27 protein-coding genes and 1 pseudogene are annotated in these 19,360 nt (G+C 35.7%); all 28 read left to right on the top strand.

Annotated features, from left to right (window positions below; translation table 11 throughout):
• Window positions 1-209, top strand: a pseudogene (locus tag PLX19_RS23905) (dUTP diphosphatase); the annotation flags it as partial.
• Window positions 210-452: 243 nt separating this feature from the next.
• Entirely contained in the window at window positions 453-851 is a 399-nt protein-coding gene (locus PLX19_RS23900) for a hypothetical protein (RefSeq protein ID WP_272191387.1), read from the top strand.
• Between the two features lie 30 nt (window positions 852-881).
• The gene (locus tag PLX19_RS23895; protein WP_272191386.1) at window positions 882-1,016 is read left to right on the top strand and encodes a hypothetical protein; all 135 of its coding nucleotides are present in this window, start codon (window positions 882-884) and stop codon (window positions 1,014-1,016) included.
• The gene (locus tag PLX19_RS23890) at window positions 1,003-1,386 is read left to right on the top strand and encodes a YopX family protein (RefSeq protein ID WP_272191385.1); all 384 of its coding nucleotides are present in this window, start codon (window positions 1,003-1,005) and stop codon (window positions 1,384-1,386) included. The genes PLX19_RS23895 and PLX19_RS23890 overlap by 14 nt, the downstream gene beginning before the upstream one ends.
• A gap of 37 nt (window positions 1,387-1,423) precedes the next feature.
• Window positions 1,424-1,849, top strand: coding sequence for a DUF1064 domain-containing protein (locus tag PLX19_RS23885; protein WP_272191384.1), 426 nt, complete (start codon window positions 1,424-1,426; stop codon window positions 1,847-1,849).
• Window positions 1,850-1,892: 43 nt separating this feature from the next.
• Window positions 1,893-2,036, top strand: a complete 144-nt coding sequence (locus PLX19_RS23880) for a hypothetical protein (protein ID WP_272191383.1) — start codon at window positions 1,893-1,895, stop codon at window positions 2,034-2,036.
• A gap of 135 nt (window positions 2,037-2,171) precedes the next feature.
• Window positions 2,172-2,540 (top strand): ArpU family phage packaging/lysis transcriptional regulator, encoded by a 369-nt coding sequence (locus PLX19_RS23875; RefSeq protein WP_272191382.1) that lies wholly within the window; start codon window positions 2,172-2,174, stop codon window positions 2,538-2,540.
• A gap of 873 nt (window positions 2,541-3,413) precedes the next feature.
• Window positions 3,414-3,698 (top strand): hypothetical protein, encoded by a 285-nt coding sequence (locus PLX19_RS23870; protein WP_272191392.1) that lies wholly within the window; start codon window positions 3,414-3,416, stop codon window positions 3,696-3,698.
• Window positions 3,699-3,778: 80 nt separating this feature from the next.
• Window positions 3,779-3,979 carry a hypothetical protein gene (locus PLX19_RS23865; protein ID WP_272191381.1) on the top strand — a complete coding sequence of 67 codons (201 nt, stop codon included), beginning with the start codon at window positions 3,779-3,781 and terminating at the stop codon, window positions 3,977-3,979.
• A gap of 134 nt (window positions 3,980-4,113) precedes the next feature.
• A complete protein-coding gene (locus tag PLX19_RS23860; protein ID WP_272191380.1) occupies window positions 4,114-4,278 on the top strand; it encodes an Acb2/Tad1 domain-containing protein in 165 nt (54 codons plus the stop codon).
• Between the two features lie 259 nt (window positions 4,279-4,537).
• The gene (locus tag PLX19_RS23855; protein ID WP_272191379.1) at window positions 4,538-4,756 is read left to right on the top strand and encodes a hypothetical protein; all 219 of its coding nucleotides are present in this window, start codon (window positions 4,538-4,540) and stop codon (window positions 4,754-4,756) included.
• 56 nt (window positions 4,757-4,812) lie between these two features.
• Entirely contained in the window at window positions 4,813-5,706 is an 894-nt protein-coding gene (locus PLX19_RS23850) for a terminase small subunit (RefSeq protein WP_272191377.1), read from the top strand.
• Window positions 5,690-6,988 (top strand): PBSX family phage terminase large subunit, encoded by a 1,299-nt coding sequence (locus PLX19_RS23845; RefSeq protein WP_272191376.1) that lies wholly within the window; start codon window positions 5,690-5,692, stop codon window positions 6,986-6,988. The genes PLX19_RS23850 and PLX19_RS23845 overlap by 17 nt, the downstream gene beginning before the upstream one ends.
• Window positions 6,989-7,000: 12 nt before the next feature.
• The gene (locus PLX19_RS23840) at window positions 7,001-8,488 is read left to right on the top strand and encodes a phage portal protein (RefSeq protein ID WP_272191375.1); all 1,488 of its coding nucleotides are present in this window, start codon (window positions 7,001-7,003) and stop codon (window positions 8,486-8,488) included.
• The gene (locus PLX19_RS23835) at window positions 8,488-9,609 is read left to right on the top strand and encodes a phage minor capsid protein (protein ID WP_272191374.1); all 1,122 of its coding nucleotides are present in this window, start codon (window positions 8,488-8,490) and stop codon (window positions 9,607-9,609) included. The genes PLX19_RS23840 and PLX19_RS23835 overlap by 1 nt, the downstream gene beginning before the upstream one ends.
• A 93-nt stretch (window positions 9,610-9,702) precedes the next feature.
• Window positions 9,703-10,248 carry a phage scaffolding protein gene (locus PLX19_RS23830; protein ID WP_272191373.1) on the top strand — a complete coding sequence of 182 codons (546 nt, stop codon included), beginning with the start codon at window positions 9,703-9,705 and terminating at the stop codon, window positions 10,246-10,248.
• A gap of 20 nt (window positions 10,249-10,268) precedes the next feature.
• A complete protein-coding gene (locus PLX19_RS23825; RefSeq protein ID WP_272191372.1) occupies window positions 10,269-11,249 on the top strand; it encodes a major capsid protein in 981 nt (326 codons plus the stop codon).
• Between the two features lie 12 nt (window positions 11,250-11,261).
• Window positions 11,262-11,429, top strand: a complete 168-nt coding sequence (locus tag PLX19_RS23820; RefSeq protein ID WP_272191371.1) for a hypothetical protein — start codon at window positions 11,262-11,264, stop codon at window positions 11,427-11,429.
• Complete coding sequence (locus PLX19_RS23815) at window positions 11,429-11,830, top strand: hypothetical protein (RefSeq protein ID WP_272191370.1); 402 nt, start codon at window positions 11,429-11,431, stop codon at window positions 11,828-11,830. The genes PLX19_RS23820 and PLX19_RS23815 overlap by 1 nt, the downstream gene beginning before the upstream one ends.
• Window positions 11,823-12,158, top strand: coding sequence for a putative minor capsid protein (locus tag PLX19_RS23810; protein ID WP_272191369.1), 336 nt, complete (start codon window positions 11,823-11,825; stop codon window positions 12,156-12,158). Before PLX19_RS23815 ends, PLX19_RS23810 begins: the two co-directional genes overlap by 8 nt.
• Entirely contained in the window at window positions 12,155-12,505 is a 351-nt protein-coding gene (locus PLX19_RS23805) for a minor capsid protein (RefSeq protein ID WP_272191368.1), read from the top strand. Before PLX19_RS23810 ends, PLX19_RS23805 begins: the two co-directional genes overlap by 4 nt.
• Before the next feature lie 10 nt (window positions 12,506-12,515).
• Complete coding sequence (locus PLX19_RS23800; protein ID WP_272191367.1) at window positions 12,516-12,938, top strand: phage tail terminator protein; 423 nt, start codon at window positions 12,516-12,518, stop codon at window positions 12,936-12,938.
• Window positions 12,939-12,941: 3 nt separating this feature from the next.
• Complete coding sequence (locus PLX19_RS23795; protein WP_272191366.1) at window positions 12,942-13,394, top strand: phage tail tube protein; 453 nt, start codon at window positions 12,942-12,944, stop codon at window positions 13,392-13,394.
• Window positions 13,395-13,449: 55 nt separating this feature from the next.
• Window positions 13,450-13,851 (top strand): hypothetical protein, encoded by a 402-nt coding sequence (locus tag PLX19_RS23790; RefSeq protein WP_272191365.1) that lies wholly within the window; start codon window positions 13,450-13,452, stop codon window positions 13,849-13,851.
• The gene (locus PLX19_RS23785; protein ID WP_272191364.1) at window positions 13,851-14,489 is read left to right on the top strand and encodes a Gp15 family bacteriophage protein; all 639 of its coding nucleotides are present in this window, start codon (window positions 13,851-13,853) and stop codon (window positions 14,487-14,489) included. The genes PLX19_RS23790 and PLX19_RS23785 overlap by 1 nt, the downstream gene beginning before the upstream one ends.
• Window positions 14,482-16,617, top strand: coding sequence for a phage tail protein (locus PLX19_RS23780; protein WP_272191363.1), 2,136 nt, complete (start codon window positions 14,482-14,484; stop codon window positions 16,615-16,617). Before PLX19_RS23785 ends, PLX19_RS23780 begins: the two co-directional genes overlap by 8 nt.
• Window positions 16,617-17,423: a phage tail family protein gene (locus PLX19_RS23775; RefSeq protein ID WP_334313784.1), complete on the top strand. Its 807-nt coding sequence runs from the start codon at window positions 16,617-16,619 to the stop codon at window positions 17,421-17,423. The genes PLX19_RS23780 and PLX19_RS23775 overlap by 1 nt, the downstream gene beginning before the upstream one ends.
• A 14-nt stretch (window positions 17,424-17,437) precedes the next feature.
• Window positions 17,438-19,312, top strand: a complete 1,875-nt coding sequence (locus tag PLX19_RS23770; RefSeq protein ID WP_272191362.1) for a phage tail protein — start codon at window positions 17,438-17,440, stop codon at window positions 19,310-19,312.
• Window positions 19,313-19,360: the final 48 nt, after the last annotated feature.

Genomic DNA, 19,360 nt, shown 5'->3' with positions numbered 1-19,360 from the left:
TATCACCTAAAGGTAATGAAGATTATGGATGCAATGATATACACGGAGATCCAGAACCGTATGCAAGTACAGTTTATGAAATATTAAAGGGCGACAGGATTGCACAGGGTGTTATAGCGCCATGCGAAACAGCATGCTTTGTAGAAGCAGATGAATTGAGTGAAAGTGAGCGCGGTGTAGGTGGATTTGGAAGCACGGGTATAAAGTAGTAACAAATTTGAATTTTGTAGAAAAGTAGAGGTGAGGCAGTGAATGAAGTCTTTAAGGAAAAGAGCATTCGCTAAATCGTTAGGGCAACGATATAAGACAACGAGAAACGGATGTATCATCGTAGATTATTACGGAAGTTCTGAATTTCCATACGTTATATCTAATGATGTTTTTCTAACAATAGCTAGAATGAATTCAAACATTACAAACTAAACAAAAGCGTTATTTTGGAGGGGAACGGAATGGAAATTAAAGTGAACGAGCAAACTCAACGTTTTTATCTAGCTTTTGAAAAATGGGAAGCTGCAGTTGGTCATGAAATTAAAGTGGAAAAATATCGTTTTTGCGCAATTCCATTAAGTAAATCTATTAATATTTCGGAAGTAACATCTGGTGTACATGCTATAAGCATTCCGATCGATTCGAGGATTTGGATGGCAACAAGTACTAAGGAAGATACAATGAGGTTTTTAGCAAAAGCTGGTGAAGGTTTAAAGCGAATCCTTGAGAAACAAAGTAATTTAGATGAATTACTTGCGAAGCAGAAAAAAGTAGCATTCAGTCGTTTGGGAGCAATGCCGCCGATTGAAGATGTTGATACTGATTGGATATTTGATGAGGAAAGTGATGTAGTGCATTAAGTAAGACAAAATCCTTATTTGAAAAGACGAATGAAAATTGTTTATGGATCCGTTGAACGTTCGGTGTTAGTACAAAGTTATGAATCAATGGATCCATTAATCGTTCGATATTTAATACAAAATCGTTATTCGAGAGAAAGGGAGAATGAAAATGAGGGAGATTAAGTATAGAGCGTTTGTAAAGGAATTAAATTTGGTTTTACCGGTACTTTCAATTAGTTTTGATTTTAAAAGAGTAGAAGTTCCGGCGGTTAATTCGAAAGTGGCTCACACTGAATGGTTCCATTTGGAACAAGTGGAGTTAATGCAATACACAGGATTAAAAGATAAGAATGACAAGGAAATTTATGAGGGAGAAATTGTACGAGTTAGTGGTCATCCATTCCAAGGAACATATGAAATGGATCGTAATTATGAAGTGGGATATAACGAGTACATGGAACTTTGTTGTGGGTCATGGTACTTGGTTAGGATGAGACCTTGGGCTGAAGTTATTGGTAACATTCATGAGAATAAAGAACTACTAGAAAACTAAACAAAAACGCTATTTTATTAGAAAGCGAGGTTACTAGTTGATTAAAAAAAGAAAGCAGCAGAAACAGAAGAAAGTAGCGAAACCAAAGATTAGAAGTAAAGAAATTATATACGATGGTATAAAGTTCGATAGCAAAACAGAATGTGACTATTATAAGTACCTAAAAACAAGGGATGACGTCTTGAAAATAGATGCTCATCCCGAGTATGAACTTATACCATCATTCACAATCAAAAGCAGTATAACGAAAAGTGGAAAGTCTAAAAAGCAAGCTATGAAATTCACACCAGACTTTCGTGTGATCTATGTAGATGGCCGTATAGAAGTAGTGGATGTAAAAGGAAGTAAGAAGGCAATAAACGAAGGATTCCCTCTCAGAAAGAAGTTATGGGAGTATCTGCATAAGCAAGAATTGATTGTAGTCATATGGGACGACAAAAAGAAGGAGTGGACAAGATCATAAAGGAGTGAGTGACATAAAAAGATACGAAGGTACACGAGAATATATGCTGTATAGAAAAGAACAAGGATTTGAGCAGAGTCAGAAAGTATGGATATTTGACGTATTTACGTATCAAGAGTTAATGGACCATCTAAATGATGGATGGAGATTTAGTGGAGGAAGAATAGTTAAACAGAAAACAGCTTAATGGATAGCGGAGCAGCGCAAGGCAGATGGTGGGGGCTGTATGCTTGTGGTGTTCCCTTATTCAATAATGAAATATTAAAATTTCACTTACCATATATGAAGTGAAAATAACAAAAATGAAATAGGGGGATTCTAGATGGAGCAATTATCTTTATTACCAGATATCGATGACAAGAAGGTGCAGAAAGAAGTAGTCAGTATCTTAAAAGAGTATCGTGCATTAAAGATGCGATTCAATAATGAAGTAGAACAAGAAGGAATCAGTCTATTTCCAGAGTTACGTAATTCAAAGACTACAAACAAGTGGAAGGTGCAACAGATTGAAAAAGCACTTAATAATTTATTAGATGATGATGAGCGCAAAATCATTGAACGTAAGTTTCTAACAAACGAAAGAGTAAAAGATTCAGATGTTTATCATGATCTACTACTCAAGAAAACATACTTCTATGAGAAGAAGCAAAGCGCAGTTAAATTGATTGCTACAGCGCTAGGTATAATCTGAAAAACGCGAACAAAACGCGAACTTTTTGGGGGACTAAATAAAATGGTGAAAATTATAACCTATATATACAAGCTCTTTGACAACCGCATATCGAAGAGGACTAGTACTCCTTAACGTATACTGCGGAAGGGCGGGCATTGGCGGTAGGAATCCGCAGTAAGGGTGGTAAGATTCCCTTAAATAATTGAATATAGAAAACAAATTAAGACATATTCCAGTGTGGCGGGTGTGATACTACTCGCATTCGTCATACTGTTTTACATCTCATTAAGCATAGTTACCCCAATTACTATGTTTATAGGCTGTAAAAATAAATCTAAACGGCACATGTTCATAAGGAAGATGCTGCAAACATTTTCCTCCATTTTGATGAATTCTGTATTAACAAATGAAAGACGGTGGTTGGTATGATTGAATGTACCGCACTTTCCGAAAATTGTAATGTAAGTTAGGGTTCTTCTTAAAACTAAACGAGCAGAGAGCTTCGCTCTTTGTTTGAGCCAATACAAACGGTTTCCCATCCGTTCCCTCTGAAAATGTATTGGTTCAAACAAGGCGCGGATAACGTCTTGATACAAATTAAGGGATAACCCATATCCTGTAAGTCTACGGACTATAAAAGAGAAGAGGAATTCCCGCTCTTCTCCCGGTCACTGAACGTATAGCACGTAGCTAATATTATTGATGCGGTGATCGGGAGAAGGTTGAGAGTAATCTTTTTAACACTTTGAGAAGGACAAGCATATACTGAAGTGTAGGACAAGCTAATTGCTATCCTATGCCTCCGAACACTCTTTCACATTGAGAGCATCTAATACAGGTGCTCCTTTTTTATTGAATAAAATGGACATTTGAATAGGAGGATGATGAATGATGGATTTAACATTAGAAGGATTAGAAAAGTGTTTTAATGAAGCAAATAGTGAAGGAATAGAGTATGTTGCTGTTGTTATAAGAATGGAAGGGTTTCCGGAAGATGAAGTAATTATAAACGATCATTATAATATTCCCTTTAAATTAGAGTATTACAAGAAAACATATAATGAAGATTTATCACATAAATACGCTTCAGGAATTAATATTGTAGGATTTACACATGGGTATTCGTTTCTGAACATACAAAGCAAGTTAGGTTTATTAGAAAAGCACAATGATTAAACCAATAGCAATCATCATAGGCGCTGCCGTTATCGGTTTAGCGTCTTATTTATTGTTAAGGGAAGATAAGGGGTGAGGGTATGAAGATATTAACCAATAAGCAATTGGAAGAGTTATTGTTGGAAGCTGAAGGAGAAGGATTCGATAAAGGTTATAATCGCGGTTATGAAGAAGGGCATAGAAAAGGTATGACTCATGATAAAAAGGGAATCGTGATGACTTCTAGTGGTATTTACCATTTCGAAGACGGAAACTTCAAAGTATGTTCGGTAAAGGAGTAATCATATGATCTGGATAGCACTCTTAATCGCATATGCATTGTTCTGGGCATATTCAATTTACAAAGCTAAGGAAGTGGACGAGTCGTTGGATATTTAGCGAAACAAACAAACTTAAAAATGAGGAGGAAGTAACGATGAAAAGTAAAGAAGAAATATTAAAAGATGCATTCGAAAAGTTCATGTATACGATTGGAGTCGTTTGTCCTAACGGAAGAGAAAAATCAGTAGCAATCACAAATGCCGAAACAGCTTATTTGTGGGCGAAGCAATCTTTAGAGAAAGAAACTGAACAAAAATAGAGATAGTTAACAATGTGAAGTTTATGCAGGAAATAACGGTGTTTCACTTCTGAAAATAGCGTTAAATCAACGATGTATAAAATTTTGTATAGTCGATATTCAGTGTTTTTTAGAAAACCACTGATACCAATGTATTTCCCGTAACGCTTGTTTACATAAATAAGTTTATCGGAAGTGATTTTGCGTATATTATTCATTTCCCTGTATAAATTAAATTTCGTTACGGTTTTTTTAAATAAGATTCTTTTGGGGTGATTATATGGAAGTTCATATTAATAATATAACGATTGAAAGTACAGAAGTTATGTCGTGTGATTCTGGATTACATTATGATACGTATGATGTTTCTACAATTATTTCATATGTTGTTTATAAAAACAGAAATAAGCTTACAGGCGAATTAACAATAGGATTTGAACAGTATAAGAAAAAGAACCATGAAGAGCTAATTGATTTAATTAAAGAGTTAATATCCTAAGTAGCTTAATAGCTGCTTTTTTTATTTTATAAAGAGATTATCGTGAGGTGGTGGTCGTGGCACGACAACGTAGCCCAGATCGTGACAAGGCATTTGAAATATACAAAGTGAGTAAAGGTGAGAAGCCGTTAATTGATATTGCAGCTGAGTTAAACCTTATGCCTTCGCAAATCAGAAAGTGGAAATCACAAGATAAATGGGATGAGCAAATTAATGGTAACGTTACTATTGCAAAAAGGAGCGTTACCAATGTTAAAAATCCCAAAACGAAAGCTAAATTAAAAGAGATGTTAGATGATGAGGAACTGACCGAAAAGGAACGGCTTTTTTGTTTGTATTATGTGAAATACTTCAATGGAACACAAGCTGCACTCAGAGCGGGATATACTAAGGAAAGCGCTCATGTACAAGCTAGCCGTTTATTAAGGCGTGAACGAGTTGCTTCCTATATAAAGGAGTTAAAAGGTGAGCTTGTTGAGAATGTATTTGTAGAAGCAATGGATGTACTAAAAGAGTACATTAAAATTGCTTTTGCTGATATTACTAATTACCTTAATTTCGGTCAGAGAGAGATAACGGTTAAAGATGAAGATGGTAATGAGGAAACAAGAGTAGTTAATTTTGTAGACTTATATGAAGCTGATATGGTTGATGGTTCTATCATTACCGAAGTAAAGCAGGGACGTGACGGGATATCAGTTAAGCTTGCTGACAAGATGAAAGCTTTGGACAAATTGGCTCAATACTTTGACCTGGTACCGGATAACTTTAAGCGTCAGATTGAGGAGGAACGTCATCGCATGCAGCAAGAAGTACAAAAAGTACAGGTTGAGAAGATGAAAGCTGAAATCAAGGAACTCACAGATGATTCTAATGGTAACAGCCGTGTCATTATTGTAAACGATAAAGAAGCTATGAGAAAGGCGATGGAAAATGACCAAGACAGTTAATATCATGGACTTGATGAATGTCAATTTCTATTCGTTATGGCTTGCTGAACAGTCTCATATCGTTGCAAAAGGCGGACGTTCTTCTATGAAGTCCTCTGTTATTTCTATGAAGCTTGTAACTGACTTTTTAGAGGATGACCAGGGCAATGTAGTTTGCTTGAGGAAAGTCGGCAAGTATCTTTCTACTTCTATATATGAACAGATTAAATGGGCCATATATATGCTAGGTGTAGAAAGTGAGTTTTATTTTGGTAAGTCTCCATTAATTATTAGGCATAAGCGAACAAATACAGCATTTTACTTTTACGGTTGTGACGATCCTCTTAAGCTTAAATCAGCTAAGATTGCAAAAGGGTACGTTATGTCACTATGGTATGAGGAAGCAGCAGAGTTTGCTGGTGTTGAGGATATCGATATTGTCGAGGATACATTCATCCGTCAGCAAATCGAAGGCAAGGAAGTAAAAGTGTACTTCTCATATAACCCTCCTAGAAATCCTTACAGCTGGATTAATGAGTGGTTAGATAGTAAAGCAGAAGATGATGATTACTTCATTCACCATTCAACATACATGGACGACAAAAAAGGCTTCTTATCTCAGCAAATGATTAGAAAGATTGAGAAGTACAAAGAACATGACTTAGATTATTGGCGTTGGATGTATGGCGGTGAAGTAATTGGATTAGGAGACATGGTATACAATATGAATCATGTTAAATTAATCGATGAACTGCCGCAAGATGATGACATTATTCTTATCGATACAGCATCAGATACAGGGCATCAAGTATCTGCAACTACTCACTTGGCAATTGCCTTTACTAAGAAAAGAAACGTTATATTGCTAGATACGTACTATTATAGTCCTGCTAACAAAGTAGTAAAGAAAGCTCCAAGTGAACTTTCAAAAGACTTAAAAGAGTGGATGGATAAAAACGTTGACATATATAACAAGTACTTTGATAAACAGACCATTGACTCAGCAGAAGGTGCACTTCGTAATCAGTTCTTTAAAGATTACGGAATAAGGTTACATCCAATAGCAAAGAAGAAGAAAATAGATATGATTGATAACGTCCAGGACCTAATGGCTCAAGGGCGTTTTTTTGTGTTAAATACACCTGCTAATCAAATATTTATTGAAGAACATCGGAAATACCAATGGGATGCAGATACTATACAGAATGATGATCCTAAGGTTGTCAAAGAAGATGATCATACGTGTGATGCATTTCAATATTATGTTAACGATAATTTACAAAAGCTAGGATTAAAATATTAGGCGGTGTTTTAAATGTTAAAAAACCTAATCGCTAAGATAAGGCAGGTGATGTACAAAATGGGATTGATTAGCGGGATTAATAGGATTACAGATAAGAAGGAAGTAATGATTACTGAGCCTATGTATGAAAGTGTTGAGAAATGGCGCAAACTTTACATGGGTTATTACTCAAAGTGGCATGATATCACATATAAAACAGTAGACGGTGTGTCTCGTAAACGTCGTATGAACACAATGGGAATGCCGAAAGTTATTTCATCAGAGATGGCTAATCTTGTGTTTAATGAGAAATGTGAAATTAGTGTATCTGATGAAAAAATGAATGAATATATACAGGAAGTTTTCAAAAATAACGCATTCTATATGCAGTTTCAAAACTACTTAGAATACATGTTTGCGCTTGGTGGTATAGCTATCAAGTGTTATGCAGATGATAAAGGCGCCCGTATTGGTTTTGTGAATGCTGAATGCTTTATCCCGCTTGCTGATAATGGAAAGGAAATAACAGAAGGGATATTCGTTAACGAAAGCAGGAAGAACAATAAGAAGTATACATTGCTTGAATGGCATATCTGGGAAGGTAAGACATATGTAGTTAGAAATGAGTTATATGAGTCAGAAAGCGATGATTTAGGTGTTAAGGTTCCGCTTGCTACTCTGTATCAAAATCTAGAAGAAGAAGTAAGAATGGATGGCTTAAAGCGATCCCTTTTTGTTTATATAAAACCTAATTTAGCTAACAACGTTGATTTAACTAGTAAATTAGGTGTAAGTATTTATTCTGCTGCATTAGACACAATCAAAGCACTTGATATTGCATTTGATTCATTTGAGCGTGAGTTCAGACTTGGTAAAAAACGTATTATTGTACCTTCTTATGCGGTTAAAACGGTAATTGACCCACAAAGCGGGCAAATGCATCGCTATTTTGATGCAACTGACGAAGTATATGAAGCTATGAACTTTGATGAATCTATGAAACAAATTCAAGATATATCGGTTGAACTACGAGTAGAAGAGCATATTTCCGGTATTAATGCGCTATTAAATGTTTTAGCAATGCAGGTAGGATTCAGTGCAGGTACATTTACTTTTGATTCACAAGGATTAAAAACAGCAACAGAAGTAGTTAGTGAGAATAGTAAAACATACCGTACACGTAGCGGCCATATAACGATTATCGAAGAAGCTCTAAAAGACTTAATCAAAGTAATAATGGATGTATCTTCTCTATATAACTTCTATACTGCACCAAATGAGTACGATGTAGCTATTAGTTTTGATGATTCGATAGCAGAGGATAGAAATACTAATGCTGATTACTGGATAAAACTTAAAATGAATGGTCTAACTTCTGCAAAAATGGCCATCATGAAGGTTTTAAAAGTAACAGAAGAAGAAGCGGAGAGAATCTTTGAGGAAATCAAAGAAGAGAATAAAGTGATGATGCCAGAAATGGTTGATTTATTTGGAAATGACAATAATGGGGATGAAGGATAATGGCCCTTCCTCCAGAGAAGCTACAACAATTATCTATATTTATTGTAGATATTTACAATGCAATTGAGGAAGAACTATTGCTTAATATGGCAAGAGTACTCAAACAAAACAGAGAATTGCTGTTAACCGCTGAAAATAATGAACAGTACCAACATTGGCGTATGGTTCAATTGAATAAACTAGGTGTGTTAAATCAACAGCAAATGAAAACTATCGCTCGTCATAGTAGTAAAACGGCAAAGGAAGTAAGGAATATGCTTGAATCGGCTGGATTTACCGCAGTAGAGCAACATGAAACTTTGTATCAAGAAGCAGTACAAGCAGGGCTATTGTTAGATGTCCCTGCAATGCATACAAGCACGGCATTAATAGGAATCCTTAATGAATATGAGCAACAAGCAATTGATACTTTTAACCTTATAAATACAACCATGTTAAATAAGTCTCAGCAAGTTTATTTAGATATTTTAAACAAGACAGTAGGTAAACTATTAGGCGGTATTACAACGCCACAACAGGCATTACGGCAGACGGTTTCAGAATGGTCACAACGCGGAATTCCTGCTTTGATAGATAAATCCGGTAGGCGATGGAGTACAGAAGGTTACATCAACATGATAACTCGTTCTGTTAGCCAAAATGTAGCGAATGAAATGCAAATGACTCGCATGGATGAGTATGATGTGGATCTCATAGAAGTTAGCTCACACCTTGGGGCTAGACCTCGTTGTTCTCCGTTTCAAGGTCGTATTTTTTCTAAAAGTGGAAAGAGCAAGCGATACCCTCCGTTCTCCAGTACTTCTTATGGTGAAGCGGCAGGGTTATTAGGCGTGAATTGTCGTCATGTTATCTATCCGTATATACAAGGTAAATCCACAAAACGATATCAACCATACGATACAGCAGAGAATGACAGAGTATATAAGGAAAGCCAGCAGCAACGGCACCTAGAAAGACAGATTAGAAAGGCAAAGAAAGAAGTAAATGTTATGGAGGCTATGGGTGATGAAGAAGGCGTGAAAGAAGCTAAAAACAAGGTATCACAACACCAAAGCGCCATGAGAGAGTTTATAAATAGTACAGGGCGGAAACGTCAATATAATAGAGAGCAAATAACTTAAATGCTCGTCTTTTTACTTGTTGTAGACGTTAAAGAACAATAGGAAACCCTATCGTGTCGTTACACGTTAAAAACGAATTAGGAGGAATTAATAGTGAATAAAGAACAATTGATTGCATTAGGTTTAACGGAAGAGCAAGCAGATAAAGTTGTTGAAGGTTTTGGTAATATGATTCCTAAATCACGTTTCGATGAAAAGAATAGTGAGTTAAAGGAATTAAAAACGCAGCTGCAAGAACGAGATACACAGTTAGAAGATTTAAAAACGAAAGCAGTCGGAAACGAAGCGTTAACACAGAAGATTGAAGAGTTAACAAATTTAAATAAAAAGACAGCGGATGAATATCAAAGCAAATTGGACAAGCAATCGTTTGATTTTGCTTTGAAAGAGGCTCTTATTAGTGCAAATGCTAAAAACCCAAAAGCTGTTGAAGCTCTATTAAATAGAGAATCTATCAAACTTGATGGTGATAAGCTAACAGGTTTAGATGAACAGTTAAAAGCAATTCAAGAAAGTGATTCTTATTTATTTAAACAACAAGAACAGCAAAAGCCACAATTTTCACATGGGCAGCATCAAAAAACAGATGGAGAGCCTACAACATTAGCTGAAGCGTTAGCAGAACGATTTAGCAACTAAATTTTAGGAGGATTTATATTATGCCAATTACATTACAACAAGCAAAAGTCGGTATGGCCGACAAAGTAGATCAAATGGTTATCGATGAGTTTCGTCGCAATTCTTTATTATTAGATGCATTAACATTTGATAATGCCGTATCTCCAGGTACAGGTGGTTCAACATTAACATATGGTTATACTCGCTTAAAAACACCTTCTACTGCTGGATTCCGTGCACTGAACAACGAATACACAGCAAACGAAGCAGATCGTCAAAAATTAACTGTTGATCTTAAGATTTTCGGTGGAGCATTCCAAGTTGACCGTGTTATTCAAGATACATCAGGTCAAATTAATGAAATGGAATTCCAGTTAAAACAAAAAATCGCAGGTGCAGCAAACTTATTTCATAATACGGTTATTAATGGTGACTCTGCAAAAGACGCGAAAGCATTTGATGGTTTAAACAAAGCACTTACTGGATCAAGTACAGAGATTAATAACACTGCAGTTATTGACATTTCAACCGAAGCTGGACTTGAAAGTAACAAATTCGCGTTCCTTGATCAACTTGATAATTTCTTAGCTGAATTAACAAGCCGCCCTACAATGCTTATGGGTAATAGCAAACTTATTACAAAGATTAAATCACTTGCTCGTCGTGCTGGTTATGCGACTAAATCAGAAGATGCATTTGGACGTACTGTAACAGGATATGACGGTATTCCTTTAATTGACCTTGGATACTTCTATGATGGCTCAACTACAGCTCCTGTTGTTCCTATCCAAGGTCGTACAGTTGGTACAGCTCAAACAGGTTTAACAGACCTTTATGCTGTAAGTTTAGGATTGGACGGTTTCCATGGTGTGTCTCCAACAGGAAATAACATCATCCGCACATTCATGCCAGACATGAGTCAACCGGGAGCAGTTAAAAAAGGCGAAGTGGAAATGGTTGCTGCTGTTGCACTTAAAGCAACGAGAGCTGCTGGGGTTCTACGTAATATAAAAGTACAATAAGGAGCGATGCAGATGGCTATTATCAAAAGTCCTGTTCGAGACTATAATGGTTTTTCTGCTTCCCTTGTTTTTATTGATGGACAAGCAGAAACAGAAGATAAAAGGCTTATCGAATGGTTTAAAGAACAAGGATATGAAGTAATTGAAGAAAAGCGTGTTAAAAAGAAGAGTGATGCATAATGGCATACATTGATACTGATTACTATAATAACGTATACAAAGGAACTCCAGTATCAGATGCATCGTTATTAGAACGACTTATTGTGCGTGCTAGTGAATCAATTGACCATATCATTAATTACAAATTGCAAGGCGTTGACTTTGATAAGTTGGCGCCTTTTATTATGCAACAAGTTAAGAAAGCGACAGCAGCACAAGTTGAGTTCTTAGCGATTAATTGTGAAACTTCTTCAACTGTAAGGGAAGGCGCTGGAGGTTTTTCGGTTGGTTCTTATTCTGAAAATGGAATGAGTGCAGGAGTAACTGATGCTCCTAGTTACTATGATCGTTATGCGATTACTGTGATTGATTACTTAAAAACAACAGGATTACTTTATAGTGGTGTGTGTGTACATGGCTAAACCAATCAGACGTTCATTATTAATTCATACAGTTGAGTATTTAGAGTATAAGGGTGAAGATGATACATGGGGTGGCAGTGATAATTATGCTGCTACTATAACTATTGAGAGAGTACGCGTTGAACCGAAACGTATAGTTACTCCTAATGGGAATGGAGAAAGTATTGTAATGAAAACACTGTTATTTCATGATGCAGTACACTCCACTCCAATTACATTTAAAGAGAAGTCAAAAGTTGTTTTCAATGGAAAAGAAATGGTCATTAATGAAATCAACGAGTTTTATGACCGTAGTAAGCTTCATCATATTGAGGTGTTGCTATCTTGATAAGATTAAATGTTCAAGTTGATACAAGTGTAATAGAAAGCAAGGTAGTAGAAGCTACTCAGAAAGCACAGTTTGCACTAGATCAGCAAGTACTAAAAGACAGTAATTACTTTATACCAAAAGATACAGGAGAATTAGAGCGTTCTTCTATTCGATTTAGTCAACCAGGAGAAGGTCATGTTGAATGGAATACTCCATATGCAAGGAGATTGTATTACAACCCGCAATATGATTTCTCTCATGATGTTAATCCTAATGCATGCGGTTTGTGGTTTGAAGAAGCTAAAGCACGTAATGTAATGGACTGGAAAAGAATCGTAGAACACGAAATTAAACAGAATTTATAGGAGGACAAACATGATATGGCTAATTGAATCGGTCAAGAAGCATTTAATCGCTACTTTGCCACAAGGTATCCTATTTGCTCCTATAAAAGCTGATTTATTAGATATAGGAGTAAACGATGCACCGCGAAAAAGTATTGCTATTAGAATGATTCCATCAGCACCAGGAGAGCAATATTACGAAGGTGAAATCATCAACAAACAAATTCAAATTCTCGCAAAAAGTAGTAACCAAATGGAAGTAAATAACACAATTGAATTTATTACAAGAGAATTAAATAACGTTCATAGGCGTGTTTTTTACACTATAGATGGCTCCTATACACTAAGGCGACTAAACGTGTATGTGGAGCCTAATTTCGTTGAGAAGACAGTAGCAAATGAGTATATATACTCAGCACTTTTTAGCGTTGAGTTAGAAATAGGAGGTCAATAATATATGTCAAATCAAGGTTTTTTATTAAATCATGGTTATAAATTCGAAATAGATATTACACCAGGAGCACAGACACCAACCAAAGCAATAATTGCAAAAGGTATTACGTCAGTTGATCCAGACAACAACGAAGAATCAGATGAAACATACTACTACGATGGTGGCGGAGCTGCTGAACGAGACGTTACAGGCGGTATGCTTGGTTACGGATTTGAAGGTCATCGGTATTATGGAGACAAAGCGCAAGATTACATTCTTAGTTTGCTTAATAAATTCGGTCCTGCTCGTAAAACAACTTTTACTGTAACAGAGCCGAACGGTGATAAATGGGAAGGGAAAGCAACAATATCTGAAATTAAAGCTCCTGGTGGAGATGCTAACAGTAAAGGCGAGATTGAATTTACAGTATCATTTGATGGGCAACCAACATTCACAAAAGCACCAACTACACCTTAATGAGAGCCGTTAATTTGGCTCTTTTTCTATTTATCTATTAAAAGGAGAGACACATATGACACAATTTAAATTTGAGTTTGAAAAGACGTATAAAGAAGTAGATGTAGCAGGAGAACTGTACAAGGTTGAGTTTAATGATGAGGCATTAACAAAATATGCAAAGTCATTCAAAACATTAGAAAAAGATACAAAAGATGTTGTTGAAAGTGTTAAAGATATTGAAAATGCAACTGATGAAGAAATTGAAGAATTGGTATTAAAGCAAAAAGAAAAAACTAAATATATTGTTGAAACTTTCCTAGGTGAAGGTACTTTTGAAAATCTGTATGAAAAAGCAGGAAGATCATCTGCTAATCTAATGGGACTTATTAACTATTTAAATGAGATTTATATAGATGAAACTAACAAAAAGACAGATGAAGCACGTAATAAATACTTATCTAATGTGAAGAAGTAATGTTGAAGCTAACCGAACGTGATTATGACTTCTATACATGGAATGGCGTTCGTTTTGAGTTAAATCTCTCTTTTGATAACGTGCTTTTGTTGTTTGATTTATTCGTTGATAAAAGTATTCCAATTAGGTTACAGTTAGATATCGCACTAAACATGTTAGTTGTAGATAAAGTTGTATTAAGTCAATTGGATGAAGATGTTCAATTTCAACTGGTTGTCGATATTCTAAAAGATAAGTTAGATATTGATTTATTGGCAGATAAAAAAGAGGAAAAAGAGCCGAAAATCCCTGTATATGATTTTACAGTGGATTCAGAACGGATTTTTTCCTCTTTTTTGTTTGATTACAAGATAAACCTTTTTGAACAACAAGGAAAAATGAAATGGAATGAATTTATTGCTCTTTTTCGCAATCTTTCTGATAAGTCTCCTATGGGGATAGCGATTCATTATCGAACTTGCGAAGTTCCTAAAAAAGACAAGCATAACGATGATGAACGAAAACACATAAAGAAAATGAAAGAAAAATATGAACTGCCTGCCGCTAGAGCAATTAGAGAAAAACATGAGTTTGAAGCATTCCAAAAGAACATGGAAGCGCAAAAGGCAAGGTTAAAGGCAGGTGAGATAAGTGGCTGATGGAAGCGTTAATATAGATACAAGGTTAGAAACTGGAAATATACGTCGTGATGTGCAAACTGTAAATAGTGAACTAAATAGGATTGGCGAAAATATTCCAGCTGTAGCAGGAAATATGGCAGATGCGACAAGCGCACAATTTGATAGCATGGGTCGTCGTATCCGTTATGCATATCGTGGTACATCAGAAGAAGCACGTAGAATGTATAGCGAAATGGCAAGTGCACACAGACAGCAATCTATTGCAATGCGTGGCATGAAAGACCAAATGATTGGTGTGCAATATCAATACTTCAAATTAGCACAATCGTCACAAACATATACAGGAACAACAGCGCAATTTATGTCTCAAGTAAGACAATTAGGAGCTGAACAAAAAAGAATAAATGACTCATTAATAAACTCGAATAGACTTGCAATGATTTCAATGCTCCAAACTGTTGGAACTATGATGAATATGACAACACAGGCACAGAGAATTAGTGATAACTATACACGTATGGCAAATCCACTATATGGCATCAATCGAGCTGGTTTAGCTGCAGCGAATTCTCTTAACCAATTAGCGAATAGAGGTAACGCTGCTGTTCTTGCGCTTAAAATGTTAGGTCCAACAGCAAGCATGAAAGATTTGCTTAATATGCAAATGATGATAACACAAGGGCTTATGAGGTTCCAAATGGTTGCATTAATGGCCGCTGCATCATCTGTACTTTTATATGGTTCTTTGCATAAAGCGAATATGGAAATGAACCCTAAGTACGCTTCGGCATATAACAATATGATTGAAAAGCTTACTAAAGCATTACAACCTATGCGTGATGCATTCGCAGCTATAATGATACCGATATATAACTTTGTAGCAGCAATAGCTGATTTAGTCATTAAATTTAATGAAGCGCATCCAATGTTAGCAAAAATCATACAAGGAACGATCATGTTAATTCCATTACTAACATTGATTTTATCTCCTCTGGCGATAGGTATTGGATTATGGAATGGTATGTTAGCAGCTTGGAATTCCATATGGATGTTAATAAGTCCTCTTGTTACTGGATTAGCAGCAATGAGCGCCACAGTATGGATTGTAGCAGCTGCAGTTGTTGGATTAGTCGCAGGCATAATTTATTTATGGAATACAAGTGAAGGATTTAGAAATGCCATTATTACAGGATGGCAAGCTATCCAAGCTGCAGCGATTACAGTATGGAATTTCATCTTAAATGGAGTATTAATTCCTGCATGGAATGCCATAGTTGCTTTTGGACAACAATTATTTGGGCAATTAACTGCTTTTTGGAATGAAAATAGTACACAAATAATGACAATTGCACAGGTTGTTTGGTCTTTTGTGAAAGAATTCGTAGTAACAACAGTAACGACTTTAGTTGCTGCTGTTCAGATTGCATTTCAAGTTTTATATAACGTTGTAGTATCTGTTTGGGAAGCTATAAAGTCTATTATATCTGGTGTCGTAAACGTAATACTTGGAATTATTAAAGTGTTTATTAGTGTCTTAACTGGAGATTGGAAAGGTGCTTGGGAAGGGATAAAACAAATAGTATCCGGAGCATGGGAAGCTATGAAAGGAACAATGCGCCTTGGTGTAGATGCTGTATTAGGAATCGTTAAAGGCCTTGGAACAGCTTTTGGTGGCATATTTAAAAGCATTGGAGATACATTCTATAACGCTGGAAAAGGATTTATGGATATGCTTATCAAAGGTTTAGATAGTATGGTTGGCTCAGTTACTAGTACGATTTCAGGTATCGCTGGAAAAATTCGTGATTTCTTACCTTTCTCTCCTGCAAAAACAGGACCTTTATCCGATCTTGACCATCTTGATTTCGGCGGGCCGATTAGTGACAGTATTAATCTAGCATTCCCTAAAGTAAAGGGATTGTTAGGGGATATGTTGACATTACCAGATATAGAAGCACAAGGGAGTTATGGAAATTATGGAAGCTCTTCTTCTAGTAGCGTAACAAACAACACACCTATTAGTATTACGTTGAATTATAGCGGTGATGCAAGTAGAAATGATGTAGTTTCAATGGTTGATGTTATTGAAAAAGAACTTTCCTCACGACTTGGAATAACTTCATTTATGATGGGGGTGAAATCTTAGTGATTATTCAACGAAAAGACGGAAAAACATATGATATAGATGATTTTGGACTAAGAGTTGTGAAATTTAAGCATTCTTCTCCTTCATTCGAGACAACACGCGAAAAAATTGAAGGGCGTAATGGAGAAATTAATTTAGGGACAAGGACTGGCACAAGAAAAATAAATGTAGAATTTAAAATGAGAGCTGTAGATCACTATGATTACGCCCTCTTACGAAATGAAATATTTAATTTGTTCAATTCTGAAGAAAGTTTTTATATTATAGAAAAAATTGAGCCAGGGAAACGATGGTTAGTTGAAGTTGAACCATATGATTTAGCACAAATAAATTTTCAAAGTGCTAATATCGAAATGCCATTTGTTGTTTCATCTGGATATGCTGAATCTATTGGTACTACACAAGATTCATTAACCTTTGACTCTGGTCTATGGCAGATAGGACAAGGGTTAATAGCAGAAGATTTGATTTATAATCAAACAACATCTATTTTTAGAATTTATAATGCCGGTGATATAACGATAGACCCAAGGAATTTACCGCTATTAATCACATTTAAAGGTGCTTCAGCAAACTTAAAAATACGAAATAAAACAACGGGTGATGAGTGGTTATACAATGGTACAACAACGTCAAACGATATCATTCGATTAGATAGAATAAGAAGTACAAAAAATAGTTTATCAATATTTCGTGATACAAATAGAAAACTAATTTCAATAAAACCGGGGTGGAATGACTTCGAAATAACAGGGGCGACAAGCCCTTTTTCTATTTCATTCGATTTCCGGTTTTATTATTTGTAAAAGGAGGTGGAATATTGAATCTACTCACAATAACAGACATAGCTGGAAATACAGAACCTTTAACAGGCCATACTCAGTTAAGACGAAAGCGTAAGGTGAATGGAGAAAAAACCATAAGCTTTACTGTAATTCCAACAAATGAAAATCAATATTCATTTCCAATGGTACAAGAAGAGAGCAAGGTTGAGTTTAATGGTGAGACATACATTATAAAACAAGTAAAGGAACGCTCTCTCGGAAAGCTTTTTATAAAGCAATGTGAAGCGATTCATTCGTTTTATGTTGATATGATTAATAGCCATGAATATAGTACTCGTAACGGATCTATGCCAATTATATCAGCATTAGATTTTGTATTTTCAAATACACCGTATACAGTTGCTATTGTCGATTCGTTTTATGCACAAGACTGGGAAAGTTTTGGTGATGACAATAAATTATCTTTATTTCAGAAGGTATTAGAGCGGTATGAAGCTGAATTCACAGTCAGCGGAAATCGCGTTACAATACGCAAAAAAATAGGTATAGATACTGATTTTCAGTTCCGTTATAACTATAATATCAAAACATTAGAACGTAATGTAGATTCAAAAGGACTCAGCACATACATCAGAGGTTATGGAAAAGGGATTGAAGCAGAATACACCAGTCCTAACGCTTCTGTTTTAGGAATTATACATGAGAAACCTGTGAGAGATGATCGTTATACAACAAGCGATGGACTCATGGAACGACTGAAAAAAGAGATACAGGATACACCACTTGTGAGTATAACTGTTGATTTTGTTGATATGAGGCGTGCAGGATATCCTTACGATGTACCAAACGAGGGTGACCGTGTTCCACTAGTTTATGAGCCTATGAGCATTGATATAGATACACGTATCATGGAAGTAGATGAAGGATTCAATGAAAAATTAGAGGTTATTAACTCTAATGTAACACTTGCTAACTATAAAAAAGACTTTGCAGGGACATTATTCCAAACCGTCAACAAAGCAATGGGTGGTATTTTAAATGACGATGGCAAAATCAAATACAACGTACTTGACGACGCTGTCAAGCTTGCTACAGAAGCTATTAAGAGCGCACAGACAGAATTAAAATTTGAAAATGGCATTCTTGCGATTAATCCAGACAACCCAAACGAAATCGTTGTGTTTAACAGTGCTGGTATTGGAATTAGTCGTGATGGAGGAAAGACGTTCCAAGAAGCTCTCACATACCAAGGATTAGTTGCTTCTGTTGGTATTATTGGTTTTATTAGCGCTAATCATATAAGAGCTGGGATACTAGCTTCTCATGAGGATACGTTTAAAATCGACTTAGATCGATCTGCAATCGATTTTTATTCTATTAATAAACAAATAGCAACTACAATATCTCAAGTGCGCGCAGGTGACAGAAAAGAAATAACAACGTGGGCGGTAGAAAGTGTCGCTAATAAAGAAGCAGCATTATCATTTGGTAAACGTAATGATAATGGATCAGTAACGCAATCACTATACATCGATGGTGAAAAAGGAGATTTGTACTCATATGCTCCAGCTTTCTATTGCCACGCTGAACCTAACTTTTTATCAACATCATACTTTAAAGCTCCAGTACGATTTGAAGGTGCTGGGAAGTTCGAAACAGTGATATCTGGTAATTCATGGAGTATTACGAATGAAACTGGATTTAGAGAATCAGCAGCGTTTAACCCACACCAATCTGGTTCAGGTTCAATTGGACAAGCGCAACAAGTGTGGGGAGAAGGATTTTTCTATAATCTTAATGCAGTTAACTTGAATGGTACAAATGTTTCTGACTTGATAAACAAAATTAATAATTTTGATAGTCGTTTAAAATCATTAGAGGATTGGAAAAGTAGTTCAATTCCTCAATAAAAAATAAATATAGAAATAAAGAAGTGCTTATATGCACTCTTTTTTTAT

It is taken from the genome of Bacillus sp. BP-3 (assembly GCF_028401955.1).
Taxonomy (GTDB): domain Bacteria; phylum Bacillota; class Bacilli; order Bacillales; family Bacillaceae_G; genus Bacillus_A.
The sequence above is the reverse complement of the archived record's forward strand: the minus strand, read 5'-3'. Positions and strand labels throughout refer to the sequence as shown.